Genomic DNA, 13081 nt, shown 5'->3' on the forward strand with positions numbered 1-13081 from the left:
CTCCGGGGCGACTGCAGCCGTTGCTTCGCACTGTGTTGTACGGCTTTCGGTTTCACGAGGTCTTCGGATTTCGCCGAGGACAAGCCCGCCGGGTCACCGTGCCGGCATCTCGATGCGTCCTTCGCGTGCACCATCCATGAGACGTTGCCGTCCCGCGGTTTCCGCGGGTGCACGGTCTTCGACTGTTTCGGTGCGGGACAGGCGGTCTCCCAGCGGTTGTTCGCCGGCGCGAGTTGGCGGGACCGACCCGACACCCGCGGCCGGATGTTCTCGGCGTTCGCCGTCGTGAAAGAGCTGCACGAGATGATGTGGCATCTGCTCGAAGCCCAGCAACGCACCTACGATCCGGAACTCGCGGACGACGCGCGGGAGCTCGTCGCATCCCTTGCCTCCCTGACCCGAAGGAGCGTGGACGAACTCGAGTCCCTCGAGATCGACGGGATACGTGCCCGCGTTCGGCCGGTCCTCATGGAGGTCAGCGAAGAGGTGCGGGCTTCGTACTTCGCGGACGACGGACGGATGAATCCCGATCTCGTCCCGGGCGCCGATCTCGCCGGCACCGACCTGCGCGGCCGCCGGTTGTGCGGGGCCGATCTGCGGAATGCATTGCTCATCGGCGCCGATCTCCGAGGATGCGACCTCGCGGGAGCGGACCTGCTCGGCGCGGACCTCCGCGGCGCGCGGGTGGAGAACGCCGATCTGTCCCTCGCTCTGTATCTCACCGGACCGCAACTCGCCGCCGCGCACGGCAATCGACACACCCGGGTGCCCACGGGCGTGCCGGTACCGAGGAGTTGGCCGAGTGAGTAGCCGGGACCGGGGCCGGCCGGCCCAGGAAAACGGGAGCGAAAAAGGACGAGGCCACGATCTCCGAAGAGTTCGTGGCCTCGTCCGTCGCAGTTCGTGGAACTGCACCTGTGGGCGAAGGGGGACTTGAACCCCCACGTCCCGAAGGACACTGGCACCTGAAGCCAGCGCGTCTGCCATTCCGCCACTCGCCCGAGCAACGCCGAAAACAGTAACACACACCGGAGCCAAACAACTATTCGCCTGGTCAGCGGGCTGCGAGCGCCGCCGGCTCGGTTGTCGAGCACATCCGTGGGAGACGTGCCGAATACCGCAGGGTCGAATCCGGGGAAAAGTGGATACCATGCAGTGACGAGATCTGCATTGCGACACGCTGAGTACGGAAAGGGGGTCGCCATGGGTATCGCCCAGCGCTTCGAGCGCAAACTCCAGGCCGCGATCGGCGACGCTTTCGCCCGCGTGTTCGGCGGCGGCGTCGTGCCCCAGGAAGTCGAGGCGGCGCTGCAGCAGGAGGCAACGGACGGCGTCCAACAGCTCGACCGGGGCCACATGCTCGCCCCCAATCACTACGTCATCACGATCAGCGAAACCGATCACGACGCCCTCGCAGCGGATCGGGACTTGACTGTGAAGGCATTCTCCCGTCACCTTGAGGACTTCATCCGAGAACAGGGATGGCAGACATACGGTGAGATCCAAGTCGTCTTCGAGTCGTCGTCGGCACTGCACACCGGGCAGTTCCGGACTCGCGGCTCGGTCGATCCCGATGCGGGGCGCTCAGCGACGCGTGCTCCGTCACCGCGGAACCCACAGAACCGCCCACCCGTGACATCTGAACCAGGAGCTGGCCCAATGACGCAGAACCCCGGCTACGACCCCAGCCGTGACCCCGCCGAGGCGGAACCGCAGTACGCACGCAACGGTCACGCGCACGTCGGCCAGGAGCAGCGCTACAACCAGGGCTACGGCAACGCCGGCTACGACCAGGCTCAGGGCGGTTACGACCAGCAGGGTGGCTACGACCAGCAGGCGTACGGCCAGGCCTACAGCGAGCAGGACTACCAGCAGGGCGGCTACGACCAGGGCGGTTACGACCAGCAGGCCTACGGTGCGCAGGGCGCCCAGCCGCAGGCGTACAGCCAGGACTACGGCCACGACTACCCGCAGCAGGGTGGCTACGACCAGCAGGCGTACGGCCAGCAGGGCTACGCGCAGCCCGGTTACGACCAGGGCTACCAGGACCAGGGTTACCAGCAGGGTGGCTACGACCAGCAGGCCTACGGTCAGCAGAGCTACGCACAGCCGGGTTACGACCAGCAGTACGGCGCGCAGCAGGGCGGCTACGACCAGGGTTACGCCGCCGCGGCTCCCGGTTACGACCAGGGCTACCAGCAGGCCGGCTACCAGTCCCCGGCCGCCGGTCGGGTGCTGACCGCGACACTCCAGCTCGAGGACGGCAGCGGCCGCTACTACCAGCTCCGCGAGGGCAGCAACATCATCGGCCGCGGTCAGGACGCACAGTTCCGCCTGCCCGACACCGGCGTCTCGCGTCGCCACATCGACATCCGCTGGGACGGCCAGGTCGCGATGCTCTCCGATCTCGGGTCGACGAACGGCACGACGGTCAACGGCGCCTCGGTTCAGGACTGGCAGCTCGCCGATGGTGACGTGATTCGCGCCGGGCACTCCGAAATCCTCGTGCGCATCCTCTGATCAGCCGGTATCGAAGGACCGACCGGACCCGTTCATACCGTCCGACGCGTGTGACAGCGCGTCGGACGCTGCATGGAGTCGTCCGGTGTCCGTATTGTGAGTGACCGCACGACCAGGAACACGACCGGTCGACTACCCCGAAGGAGGATGCACCGTGCAGGGGCTGATTCTGCAGCTGACCCGAGCGGGATTCCTCCTCCTGCTGTGGTTGTTCGTATGGGCGGTGTTGCGCACGCTCCGGTCCGACATCTACGCCGGTGCCGCGCGACCGCTCCCGCGTTACTCCCCCAAGCAGTCGGTGTTGCCGACGCTGAGCCGTAACAAGACCGCCAAGTACCTGGTGGTCACGCAGGGCGCGCTGGCCGGCACGAGGATCACGCTCGGCACCCAACCGGTTCTCATCGGCCGTGCCGACGACTCCACACTCGTGCTGACCGACGACTACGCGTCCACGCGCCACGCACGCTTGTCGCCGCGAGGTTCCGACTGGTACGTCGAAGACCTCGGGTCGACGAACGGCACGTATCTCGACCGCGCGAAGGTCACCACCGCTGTCCGTGTCCCGCTCGGAACTCCGGTCCGGGTGGGCAAGACCGTGATCGAGCTCCGCCCGTGACCCTCGTACTCCGATACGCCGCCCGCAGCGACCGCGGCCTTGTGCGCTCCAACAACGAGGACTCCGTCTACGCCGGTGCCCGCCTGCTCGCCCTCGCCGACGGCATGGGCGGTCACGCAGCCGGTGAGGTCGCCTCGCAACTGATGATCGCGGCGCTCGCCCACCTCGACGACGACGAGCCGGGTGGCGACCTCCTCGGCAAGCTCGCCGCGGCCGTCCGCGAAGGCAACGCCTCCATCGCCGACCAGGTGGAGGAAGAGCCCGAACTCGACGGCATGGGCACGACGCTCACGGCCATCCTGTTCGCCGGCAGCAAGCTCGGCCTCGCGCACATCGGCGACTCCCGCGCCTACCTCCTGCGCGACGGCCAGCTCACCCAGATCACCCGCGACGACACCTTCGTGCAGTCGCTCGTCGACGAGGGCCGCATCACCCCCGAGCAGGCGCACACGCACCCGCAGCGGTCGTTGATCATGCGCGCGCTGACGGGCAGCGAGGTCGAACCGACCCTCACCGTGCGCGAGGCCCGTGCCGGCGACCGCTATCTGGTGTGCTCCGACGGCCTGTCCGACGTCGTCAGCGACGAGACGATCGCCGACACCATGCGGCAGGGCACGCACGACGAGTGCGCCGACCGGCTCATCGAGCTGGCGCTGCGCAGCGGCGGCCCCGACAACGTCACCGTCGTCGTCGCCGACGTGATCGATCTCGACTACGGCCAGTCGCATCCCATCGTCGCCGGTGCGGCATCGGCGGACGACGACGAGGACACTCCCCCGCCGAACACCGCGGCGGGTCGCGCCGCCGCGATGCGACCGCCGCGCGCCACCCCCAAGCGGGTCATCAACAAGGCCCCGGAGCCCGAGCCGAAGAAGAAGCGCAGCCGCCTGTGGTGGCCCGTCGCCGCCGTCGTGGTGATCGCGGTGCTGGTCGGCGGTTTGTTCGTCGGCCGCCAGCTGATCCGCAACAACTACTACGTCGGCGCCGACGACGGTCGCGTGACCGTGCTGCGCGGCATCCCCGGCGACGTCTTCGGCTACTCCCTGCAGGAGCCCGCGCGCGTCGGGTGTATCACCGACGAGGGCGACCTCACGCTCGTCGACCCCGCCAGCGCATCGTGCCGGGTGATGCTCGTCGACGATCTGTGGCCCGCCGCCCGCGAACAGGTCCGTGCCGGTCTTCCGTCGGGGTCGCTCGACGACACCCGCGAGCAGATGCAGCGGCTCGCCGAACTGGACCTGCTGCCGGTGTGCACCCCGGAGGAACCCGAGCCCACTCCCGCACCGGCGCCCGGGCCGGGAGAGCCGACGCCGGCTCCCGGACCGAACGGCACCCCGCCCACCGAGACAGCGGTGCAGCCCCCGGCGCCCGGTGAGCCGCAGCCGGGCGAACCGGCACCGGCCTCCCAGCCCGGCGAACCCCAGCCGGGTGAGCCGACTCCCGGCGCGCCCGCTCCGAACATGGAGCCGGCTCCCGAGCCCACGCCCCAGATCCCCGGTCAGAACTGCAGGGTGGGCGCCTGATGTCGGTGTCCCATGGTGTGGGGGCCTTCCCGAGCCCTCCGGGAGGTTTCGCCCCGGCTCCCGTCCAGTCGACCCGGCGCAACACCGAACTGGCCCTGATCGTCGCGGCCATCGGTGTCACGACCGTGTCGCTCATGCTCGTCGAGGTCTCGATGGAGCAGGCGCTGACCCTCGACCTGCTCAAGTACGGGGCGACCTTCGCGGCGCTGTTCCTCGCCGCGCACCTCGCGGTCCGGCGCTTCGCGAAGTACGCCGATCCCCTGCTGTTGCCGATCGTCGCGCTGCTCAACGGTCTCGGACTCGTGCTCATCCACCGGCTCGACCTGTCCGACCAGGAGAACGCCCGCTACATGGGCCTGCCGCCGCCGTCGCCCGACGCGACGCAGCAGGTGCTGTGGACGGCGCTCGGCATCGCGCTGTTCATCGTCGTGCTCGTGTTCCTGCACGACTATCGCCTGCTCGCGCGGTTCAGCTACACGCTCGGTCTCATCGGCCTGATCGCGCTCGCGATCCCGGCCCTGCTGCCGAGCAGGTTCTCCGAGGTCAACGGCGCCAAGATCTGGATCCGGCTGCCCGGTTTCAGCATCCAGCCCGGTGAGTTCGCGAAGATCCTGCTGATCATCTTCTTCGCGTCGGTGCTCGTGGCGAAACGCGATCTGTTCACCACCGCGGGCAAGCACTTCCTGGGGATGGACTTCCCCCGCGCCCGCGATCTCGGCCCGATCCTGGCGGCCTGGATCATCTCGATCGGCGTGATGGTCTTCGAGAAGGACCTCGGCACGTCGCTGCTGCTGTTCACCACCGTGCTGGTGATGCTCTACATCGCGACCGAACGCGTCGGCTGGCTGATCATCGGGTTCTCGCTGCTCGCCGTCGGCTTCTACGCGGCGTACCAGATGTTCGGTCACGTGCGGGTGCGCGTGGAGACCTGGCTCGATCCGCTCGCCGACTACAACAACACCGGCTACCAGATCTCCCAGTCGCTGTTCGGTCTCGCGACCGGCGGGGTCGCCGGCACCGGCCTGGGCAGCGGACGGCCGGGGCAGGTGCCGTTCGCGAAGACCGACTTCATCGTCGCAGCGATCGGTGAGGAACTCGGCCTGATCGGCCTGGCCGCCATCCTGCTGTTGTTCCTGATCCTCGTCGTCCGCGGCATGCGCACGGCACTGGCGGTGCGCGACAGCTTCGGCAAGCTGCTCGCCGCCGGCCTGTCGTTCACCCTCGCCGTCCAGCTGTTCGTGGTGGTCGGCGGTGTCACGAAGTTGATCCCCCTGACCGGCCTGACCACACCGTTCGTGTCCTACGGTGGTTCGTCGCTGCTCGCAAACTATCTGCTCCTGGCTCTGTTGATGAAGATCTCGCACGCTGCCCGCCAACCCGCGATCCCCCGTAAGAAGGCGCCCACGCCGATCGCCGAGGCCAAGACGGAAATGATGGGGCGCGAATGAACGGTCCGCTCCGCAAGGTCGCGATGGCCGTGATGTTCATGGTCGTCGCGCTGCTCGCAAACGCCACCTACGTGCAGGTCATCAAGGCCGACGATCTCCGCACCGATCCGCGCAACTCGCGTGTGCTGATCGACGAGTACTCCCGTCAGCGCGGACAGATCGTCGCGGCCGGCCAGGCTCTCGCGGTGTCGGTGCCCACCGACAGCCGCTACAAGTACCTGCGCGAATACCCGGCGCCGCCGACCCAGCCGATGAGCCCGCTGGCCTACGCGCCGGTGACCGGTTTCTACTCGATGCAGTACGGCAGTACCGGACTCGAGCGGTCCGAGGATTCGCTGCTCAACGGTTCCGACAACCTGCTGTTCGGACGTCGCCTGTTCGATCTGGTGTCGGGTCGCAACCCGCGCGGCGGCAACGTCGTGACCACGATCGATCCGGTCGTGCAGCAGGTGGCCTACGACGAGCTGACCTCGAAGGGTTACACGGGCTCGGTGGTCGCGATCGAACCGAGCACCGGCAGGATCCTCGGGATGGTGAGCACGCCGAGCTACGACCCCAACCGGTTGTCGGGACACGACGGCGCCGCGACCTCGCAGGCCTGGGACGAGCTCAACGCCGATCCCGAGAAGCCGATGCTCAACCGCGCGATCTCCCAGACCTACCCTCCGGGCTCGACCTTCAAGGTCGTCGTGACGGCGGCGGCGCTCGAGAACGGCGTCACCCCCGACACGCAGTTCACCGCGGCGCCGCAGATCACCCTGCCCGACACCGCGACGACCCTCGAGAACTACGGCGGAGCGGCATGCGGCGACGCACCGACGGTGACGCTGCGGGAGGCGTTTGCGCGGTCGTGCAACACGGCCTTCGTCGAGATGGGCATCGACGACGGACGCGAGGCCCTGGTCTCGCAGGCGGAGAAGCTCGGCATCGGCGAGACCCTCGACGTCCCGCTGCCCGTCGCAGCGAGCACCGTCGGCCCCATCCCGGACGGCGCGGCACTCGGCCAGTCGAGCATCGGCCAGCGTGATGTGGCCCTCACTCCGTTGCAGAACGCGTCGATCGCCGCGACCATCGCAAACGGTGGCGTGCGCATGAAGCCGTATCTCGTCGACCGGCGGCAGGGACCCGACCTGACGGTGCTCGAGGAGACCAAGCCCGAATCGCTGGGCCAGGCGATCTCGCCGGAGGTCTCGGCGACCCTCACCGACCTGATGATCGGTGCCGAGAACAACGCCGGTGGTGGCGGTGCCATCCAGGGTGTGCAGATCGCGTCGAAGACGGGCACCGCGGAACACGGCAACGATCCGCGGAACACCCCGCCGCACACCTGGTACATCGCATTCGCACCTGCACAACAACCCCGCATCGCCGTCGCGGTGATCGTGGAGGACGGCGGCGATCGAGCTCTCGCCGCGACCGGCGGCTCTGTGGCCGCCCCGATCGGACGGGCCGTCATCTCGGCCGGATTACAGGGAGGCTGACATGGCTCTGAGCAGCGGCGCCATGATCGCCGACCGTTACCGTCTCCAGCGACTCATCGCGACCGGCGGAATGGGTCAGGTGTGGGAAGGACTCGACACCCGGCTCGACCGGCGGGTCGCGGTGAAGGTCCTCAAGGCCGAGTTGTCCGGCGACGAGGATTTCCTCGCCCGGTTCCGCTTCGAGGCCCGCACCACCGCCCAGCTCAACCATCCCGGCATCGCCGGGGTGTTCGACTACGGCGAGACCACCGACGCCGAGGGCCAGTCCATCGCCTATCTGGTGATGGAACTCGTGCACGGTGAACCGCTCAACGCCGTCCTGTCGCGGCTCGGACGCCTGTCGCTGCCGCACGCGCTCGACATGCTCGAGCAGACCGGACGCGCCCTGCAGGCCGCCCACAACGCCGGCGTGGTGCACCGCGACGTCAAGCCTGGCAACATCCTCATCACCCCGACGGGCCAGGTGAAGATCACCGACTTCGGTATCGCGAAGGCGGTCGACGCCTCCCCGGTCACCCGCACCGGCATGGTGATGGGCACCGCGCAATACATCGCACCCGAGCAGGCACTCGGCCAGGAGGCGACGTCCGCGAGCGACGTGTACTCGCTGGCCGTCGTCGGCTACGAGGTGCTGTCGGGACGCCGCCCCTTCCTCGGCGACAGCGTCGTGACGGTCGCGATGAAGCACGTCCAGGAGACCCCGGCACCGCTGCCGACGGATCTTCCGCCCGAGGTGCGCGAACTCATCGAGATCGCGATGTCGAAGGACCCCGCCTACCGCTATTCGAACGGTGGCGAGTTCGCCAACGCCGTCGCTGCGGTGCGGTCCGGACGACCCGTGCCCCCGCCCGGCAATGTGCCGCCGGTGACCAGCGCCAACCGGGTGCTTCCGCCCGGCGTTCCCGGGACGACGGCCCACACGTCCTCGACCCGTGCCCTGCACCCGACGCAGTACGACCAGACGGCCTATTCGTCGGTTCCCCGCTCGGCCCAGCCGCCCACGGCCGGCCGGCCGCCGGTGGCAGGCCCGCCGACCGCGGGAGTGCCCGCCGACGACGACGGACGACGGTCGCCGAGCCCCACCGCGCTGGCCTGGGCTGCAGGTGCGGCAGTGGTGCTCGCCCTCGTGACCCTCGGAATCGTGCTGTTCAGCAGCGACGACGAGGAGACCCCGCGCGCTCCCTCGCCGACGACGCAGCTCACCACGACCCGCGCGACCACCACGACGACGCGTCCGCCGCAGACCACGACGACGTTCGTGCCGCTGCCGCCGCCCGTCGAGCCGGAGACCTTCACTCCCCCTCCGACCACGACGACGCCGGAGCCGACGACGACCACGCCGGAACCGACGACCGAGCCGACCACGACGCAGCAGCCCACCACGACGACGGCCCCGACCACGACGACGGCAGCGACCACCACCACAGCGGAGGACACCGGTGGCGGCGATGGCGGCACAGGCGGCGCGGAGGGTGACGGCGACAACGAGACCGACCCCGAGGCCGCCGGTGGAGGGGACGACAATTCATCCGAAACCAGCAACGGTACGAACAATCAAGGAACGTCATGACCACACCCCGCAAGCTCTCCTCCCGCTACGAGCTGGGTGAGATCCTCGGCTTCGGCGGTATGTCCGAGGTGCACCTCGCGCGGGATCTGCGGCTCGGCCGGGATGTGGCCATCAAGGTGTTGCGTGCCGACCTCGCACGCGACCCCACGTTCTACCTGCGCTTCCGGCGCGAGGCGCAGAACGCCGCTGCGCTGAACCATCCGGCGATCGTCGCCGTCTACGACACCGGTGAGGCCGAGACCGAAGCCGGGCCGCTCCCGTACATCGTCATGGAGTACGTCGAGGGCGACACGCTGCGCGACATCGTCCGCGCCGACGGTCCGATGACCCCCAAGCGGGCGATGGAGATCATCGCCGACGTGTGCGCGGCCCTGGACTTCAGCCACCGCAACATGATCGTGCACCGCGACGTGAAGCCGGCCAACGTCATGATCAACAAGGCCGGTGCGGTGAAGGTCATGGACTTCGGCATCGCCCGGGCCATCTCCGATGCCGCGAGCCCCATGACGCAGACCGCCGCGGTGATCGGCACCGCGCAGTACCTCTCCCCGGAGCAGGCGCGCGGCGAACAGGTCGACGCCCGGTCGGACGTGTACTCGGTGGGCTGCGTCCTGTTCGAGATCCTCACCGGCGAGCCTCCGTTCAAGGGTGACTCGCCCGTCGCGGTGGCCTACCAGCACGTGCGGGAGGATCCGCCGCTGCCGTCGTCGGTGAACTCGTCGGTGCCGCCCGAGCTCGACTCGGTGATCCTCAAGGCGATGGCGAAGAACCCCGCGAACCGCTACCAGTCGGCCGCGGAGATGCGCAGCGACCTGATCCGCGTGCTGAGCGGACAGCGTCCGAGCGCGCCGATGGTGATGACCGACGAGGACCGCACGACGCTGATCGACTCCGTCGACAACAACACGGGCCGGCACAGCCGCGTCGCGCCCGTCGGCTCGGCCGGGGCACCCGCCGGCGATTCCGGTAGCGGCTCGGTGCTCAAGAAGGTGCTGCTCGGCATCGCCGCGGTCGCCGTGGTCGGTATCGTCGGCGTCTTCCTGTGGTCGCTCGGACCCGGTTCGACGGCCGCCCAGGTCGCGGTGCCCGACGTCCGCAATCTCTCCGCCGAGATCGCCGAGAGCCAGCTGCAGAATGCCGGCTTCCGGGTCTCGATCCAGCAGAAGAGCGACCCCGTCGTCGCGAACGGCAACGTCATCAACACCCGGCCGGTACCCGGCAGCCAGGCCGAGGAAGGTTCGACCGTCACCCTCGAGGTGTCGAGCGGACCGGAACAGGTGCAGATCCCGCGGCTCGAAGGCATGACGCAGGAACGCGCAGCCCAGGAGCTGTCCGCCGTCGGACTCCGGCTCGATCCGAATGTCGGTCGCCAGCCTTCGGCCGCCGACGACGAGGATCTCGTCGTCGACCAGACCCCCGGTGCGGGCGCGAGCGTCGACCGCGACAGTGCGATCACCATCAAGCTGGGTTCCGGCCCCGAATTGGTACGCGTCCCCAACGTGGTGGGCCAGACCGTCGAGGTGGCGAGCGACAACATCGAGGGCGCCGGTTTCGAGGTCGTCGTCGAGAACATCGACTCCAGCGAGACCGAAGGCACCGTCGTGTCGACGAGCCCGGCCGGTGGCGCCTCCACCGAACAGGGTTCGACGGTGACCGTGCGGGTGTCCAACGGCGACCGCATCGAGATGCCGGTCATCACCAACCGGTCGGTCTCCGATGCGCTCGCCGCCCTGCGCGGCGCCGGCTGGACGGGCAACGCCTCCCAGCTCCAGCAGACGCGTGAGGCGACGCTCGACGTCGATCTCGTCGGCACCGTGATCACGCAGGCCCAGCCGCCGGGTTCGGAGATCTCGAAGAACCAGCCCATCACCGTGGGAGTCGGTGTGCTCGGTATCCGCTGAGCGAGCCATCAACGACGAAAGGCGCCGGTCCTCGAAGGGACCGGCGCCTTTCTCGTCGGATACGGGGGTGTGTGTCAGGCGGCTCCGCCGTCGAGCGCGCGGGCCATCTGCGCCTCGAGGCGCGCGACGAGCGTCTCGTCCGGCGCCTCGCCGCACGCCGCGAGCCAGTTCGCGAGCATCCGGTGACCGCCCTGGGTGAGCACCGACTCGGGATGGAACTGCACACCGTGGATCGGCAGCTCCGCGTGGCGCAGGGCCATGACGATGCCGGTCTCCGTGTGGCCGGTGGGCTCGAGTTCGGCGGGCATGGTCTCGGGCAGCACGGTCAGCGAGTGGTAGCGGGTCGCGGTGAACGGGTCGGGCAGGCCCGCGAGCACACCGGCACCGTTGTGGCGGACCAGGCTGGTCTTGCCGTGCAGCAGTTCGGGGGCGCGGTCGACGGTCGCGCCGAACGCGACACCGATGGACTGGTGGCCCAGGCACACACCGAGCAGCGGAGTGCTGCTGTCGGCACATGCCTTGACCAGGTCGATGCTCGCCCCGGCGCGTTCGGGCGTGCCCGGTCCGGGGCTGAGGAGGATGCCGTCGTAGTCCTTCGCGACCCGGGCGAGAGCACCCGGTGCGGTGAGCCGCTCGTCGTCGTTGCGCCACACGTCGGCCGTCGTTCCGAGCTGACCCAGATACTGGACCAGGTTGAAGACGAAGCTGTCGTAGTTGTCGACGACGAGAATGCGCATGAGACGAGGGTACTCAGTGGTCGGTACAGGGCGACCCGCCCGGTGCTCGGTAGAGGGCGACCCGCCCGGTGTCCGATTCGGGCAATGGACCCCGGCACGTCTCAACGCGCGGACGAACTACCGGTGTAGGCGGGGACCGACAGATCCTCCGACGCCTGCTGGGTGTATCCGAGTTGATAACGGGCCGCGTACTGCTTGTAGATGCGGATACCGGGTTCGGCGTCGAGCGCGGCCTGCAAGCGTGCCGGGTCGCCGAGGGCGGTGACGACGTAGGGCGGTGAGTAGGTGCGTCCGTGCAGCAGCAGCGTGTTGCCGATGCAACGCGGTGCCGACGTCGCGACGATCCGCTGGTCCTGCATGGCCACGGCCTCGGCACCGCCGGCCCACATCGCGTTGAGCACGCTCTGCACGTCCTGCTGGTGCACGACGAGATCATCGGGTGAGGCACCGGACGGATAGCGCCCGTTGGCGTCGCGGGGCGCGTCGGTGAGGGTGACCGTCACGCCCGGCCCGCTCCGGGCCACGAGTCCGGCCGGGTCCTCGATCGCGGACAGGTCGTCGAGCACTGCGGCGACGTCCTCGTCGTTCACCGCGGCACGGTCCTGGAGTTCGTCGATGCGGGCAGTGAGATCGTCGCGGGTGGCGGCCAGTTCGTCGGCCTTCTCCTGCGCGCCACGGACCAGATCGGACAGTCGCGGGGAGTCGCCGGCGCGCAGTTCGTCGCCCTCGGACACTCCGCGGGTGGTGCCCACGAGCAGACCGGCCACGAGGCACACGACGAGGCTCGCGACACCCCACACGGGCGCGCGCAGTCGTCGTTCCGACACGTCGTACCTCCGATCCTGGCCTTACGTTAGCGTGATCTCAACAGGTAGTTGACCGACCACTCCATCCGTGTACGACGGGTGGAGACGTGAGAACGAGGACACCATGCCCAAGTCGAAGGTTCGCAAGAAGGACGTCTCCGCGACCCGGACGGTGAGCCGCACACCGGTGAAGGTCAAGGGCACGCCGTCGAGCACGTTGTACGTGACGGTGATGCTCGCCCTGATGGTCATCGGGCTGTTGTGGCTGATCGTCTACTACCTCGCGGCCGAGCAGATCACGTGGATGAACGATCTCGGCGCCTGGAACTTCCTGATCGGGTTCGGGTTCATGGTGGTCGGTCTGATCATGACGATGAACTGGCGCTGACCCCCCACCCACGTTCGGGTTACACCGATGTTATTCATCCCCACCTGGGGATAACACTGTGCACAACCCCGTGAGAGGTCCCCGGGGAACG

General features: G+C 68.7%; 11 protein-coding genes and 1 tRNA gene. 9 read left to right on the forward strand and 3 right to left on the reverse strand.

Annotation, left to right across the window (positions count from 1 at the left end; genetic code table 11):
• Window positions 1–144: 144 nt before the first annotated feature.
• The gene (locus tag B9C99_RS02705; protein WP_016691107.1) at window positions 145–810 is read left to right on the forward strand and encodes a pentapeptide repeat-containing protein; all 666 of its coding nucleotides are present in this window, start codon (window positions 145–147) and stop codon (window positions 808–810) included.
• A 108-nt stretch (window positions 811–918) separates the two neighbouring features.
• Here B9C99_RS02705 and B9C99_RS02710 read toward each other — a convergent pair.
• Window positions 919–1001: transfer RNA gene (locus B9C99_RS02710), tRNA-Leu, on the reverse strand.
• 202 nt (window positions 1002–1203) lie between these two features.
• On the opposite strand from B9C99_RS02710, the gene B9C99_RS02715 reads away from it, so the two are divergent.
• From B9C99_RS02715 to pknB, 7 genes are all read left to right on the forward strand, one after another.
• Window positions 1204–2520: a DUF3662 and FHA domain-containing protein gene (locus tag B9C99_RS02715; RefSeq protein WP_016691106.1), complete on the forward strand. Its 1317-nt coding sequence runs from the start codon at window positions 1204–1206 to the stop codon at window positions 2518–2520.
• Between the two features lie 154 nt (window positions 2521–2674).
• Window positions 2675–3136 (forward strand): FHA domain-containing protein, encoded by a 462-nt coding sequence (locus B9C99_RS02720; RefSeq protein ID WP_006550946.1) that lies wholly within the window; start codon window positions 2675–2677, stop codon window positions 3134–3136.
• Entirely contained in the window at window positions 3133–4659 is a 1527-nt protein-coding gene (locus tag B9C99_RS02725) for a PP2C family serine/threonine-protein phosphatase (RefSeq protein WP_088896887.1), read from the forward strand. The genes B9C99_RS02720 and B9C99_RS02725 overlap by 4 nt, the downstream gene beginning before the upstream one ends.
• A complete protein-coding gene (locus B9C99_RS02730) occupies window positions 4659–6107 on the forward strand; it encodes an FtsW/RodA/SpoVE family cell cycle protein (RefSeq protein WP_016691103.1) in 1449 nt (482 codons plus the stop codon). The genes B9C99_RS02725 and B9C99_RS02730 overlap by 1 nt, the downstream gene beginning before the upstream one ends.
• Window positions 6104–7588, forward strand: coding sequence for a penicillin-binding protein 2 (locus B9C99_RS02735; RefSeq protein WP_060652391.1), 1485 nt, complete (start codon window positions 6104–6106; stop codon window positions 7586–7588). Before B9C99_RS02730 ends, B9C99_RS02735 begins: the two co-directional genes overlap by 4 nt.
• Before the next feature lies 1 nt (window position 7589).
• Complete coding sequence (locus B9C99_RS02740) at window positions 7590–9158, forward strand: serine/threonine-protein kinase (protein ID WP_088896888.1); 1569 nt, start codon at window positions 7590–7592, stop codon at window positions 9156–9158.
• Window positions 9155–11059 carry a Stk1 family PASTA domain-containing Ser/Thr kinase gene (gene pknB / locus B9C99_RS02745; protein ID WP_088896889.1) on the forward strand — a complete coding sequence of 635 codons (1905 nt, stop codon included), beginning with the start codon at window positions 9155–9157 and terminating at the stop codon, window positions 11057–11059. The genes B9C99_RS02740 and pknB overlap by 4 nt, the downstream gene beginning before the upstream one ends.
• Before the next feature lie 74 nt (window positions 11060–11133).
• Here the strand turns inward: pknB and B9C99_RS02750 are convergent, their stop codons facing one another.
• Complete coding sequence (locus B9C99_RS02750; protein WP_088896890.1) at window positions 11134–11796, reverse strand: aminodeoxychorismate/anthranilate synthase component II; 663 nt, start codon at window positions 11794–11796, stop codon at window positions 11134–11136.
• A 101-nt stretch (window positions 11797–11897) separates the two neighbouring features.
• Window positions 11898–12623: a DUF881 domain-containing protein gene (locus B9C99_RS02755; RefSeq protein WP_088896891.1), complete on the reverse strand. Its 726-nt coding sequence runs from the start codon at window positions 12621–12623 to the stop codon at window positions 11898–11900.
• 103 nt (window positions 12624–12726) lie between these two features.
• Between B9C99_RS02755 and crgA the strand changes: the two genes are divergently transcribed.
• Window positions 12727–12990, forward strand: a complete 264-nt coding sequence (gene crgA / locus B9C99_RS02760; RefSeq protein WP_006550938.1) for a cell division protein CrgA — start codon at window positions 12727–12729, stop codon at window positions 12988–12990.
• Window positions 12991–13081 lie beyond the last annotated feature (91 nt).

The sequence above is a fragment of the Rhodococcus sp. BUPNP1 genome (assembly GCF_002215235.1).
Classification (GTDB): domain Bacteria; phylum Actinomycetota; class Actinomycetes; order Mycobacteriales; family Mycobacteriaceae; genus Rhodococcus.

What these genes read in the sequence shown, in the direction of transcription:
- B9C99_RS02735 (WP_060652391.1), top strand. Translation starts at nt 6,104, where the DNA reads ATGAACGGTCCGCTCCGCAAGGTCGCGATGGCCGTGATGTTCATGGTC.
- B9C99_RS02715 (WP_016691106.1), top strand. Translation starts at nt 1,204, where the DNA reads ATGGGTATCGCCCAGCGCTTCGAGCGCAAACTCCAGGCCGCGATCGGC.
- crgA (WP_006550938.1), top strand. Translation starts at nt 12,727, where the DNA reads ATGCCCAAGTCGAAGGTTCGCAAGAAGGACGTCTCCGCGACCCGGACG.
- B9C99_RS02730 (WP_016691103.1), top strand. Translation starts at nt 4,659, where the DNA reads ATGTCGGTGTCCCATGGTGTGGGGGCCTTCCCGAGCCCTCCGGGAGGT.
- pknB (WP_088896889.1), top strand. Translation starts at nt 9,155, where the DNA reads ATGACCACACCCCGCAAGCTCTCCTCCCGCTACGAGCTGGGTGAGATC.
- B9C99_RS02740 (WP_088896888.1), top strand. Translation starts at nt 7,590, where the DNA reads ATGGCTCTGAGCAGCGGCGCCATGATCGCCGACCGTTACCGTCTCCAG.
- B9C99_RS02750 (WP_088896890.1), bottom strand. Translation starts at nt 11,796, where the DNA reads ATGCGCATTCTCGTCGTCGACAACTACGACAGCTTCGTCTTCAACCTG.